Annotated in this window: 1 protein-coding gene; it reads right to left on the reverse strand. The window is 35.7% G+C overall.

Going from position 1 to position 1021, the window contains the following annotated elements; translation table 11 throughout:
• Positions 1-207: 207 nt before the first annotated feature.
• Entirely contained in the window at positions 208-927 is a 720-nt protein-coding gene (locus D829_RS0115630; RefSeq protein WP_017689851.1) for a hypothetical protein, read from the reverse strand.
• Positions 928-1021 lie beyond the last annotated feature (94 nt).

Raw genomic sequence — 1021 nt, forward strand, 5'->3', positions numbered from 1 at the left:
AATTTTTAATTTTAGTTGATTTCCTATAACGTTACTGTATCTACGAATCCGAGAGGCTTAAGGGAGCAACGCGACCGGGTCCGATGGACTTAGCCTCGCTGGGTTGTCTACCGAAATCGCTACCCGGATCACTTCTACAGACCAAGGACCGAACGGCCCGTAGCGTAGATACTTTGTTATCTGAAGGACACTACATCTTTGAGCAACCTACAATTTATGTTTCTCCATCATTGTGTCTATTGTTAAGTATTTTGAATCAATTACCATGCGCTTTTCAACCGTTTGACCCAACAGATCATAAAAGACAAAATTCGGTAAATTAATATTCACATTTCTAATACATGCACAAAAATCAAGGCTCTTATTATGAAAGTTCTCAAGTATTGTTATCAGTTTTTCTTTGGATGCTTCTGTAACTTCTATTCCTTGATCTAGACAATAAAAAAATGTGAAGTATTTTGTATGTGCGTTAGCAGAAATCTCAATGAGCTCGGTGAATTCTTCTTGTAAGGCATGTCGCTGTTTTACTAAAGGAAGCAATACGATTTCATATTGTTCCCAGGAATATGAGAATTTGAGAAATGCCTCACTTGCTTCGTTTTTCAGTAATTCAAACTCTCTATTATTATACGACTCTAATAAAAAATTTTTGTTTGCTTCAAGTAACAAGTTATCCTTGGTTAATTGCTGGATACGTGTATATGTTACAAATAAATATATTGATAGTTTTGAATATTTCTGAATTGCATCATTTATTGGATCTTTAATAAAATTAAATGTATTAATGTAAGTAGTTATTCGTTTATCCCTTCTTATGTTTTTCTGTCCAAGTCTATAGACATAAGTCCAACCAGAAACTGTGACAATAACAGGTACAATGATCCCAATGACCCATTTAACATTGTCTACTGTAAAAATAGCTTTCATTTATTGTATTCTCTCTCAATTAGTGTATTTCAGATAACGTTCCCGTATTCACGACCCGACGCATGTCGGGTGGCCGGCGAATGCCGGGCCAAGG

This window comes from Paenibacillus sp. PAMC 26794 (assembly GCF_000316035.1).
Taxonomy (GTDB): domain Bacteria; phylum Bacillota; class Bacilli; order Paenibacillales; family Paenibacillaceae; genus Paenibacillus.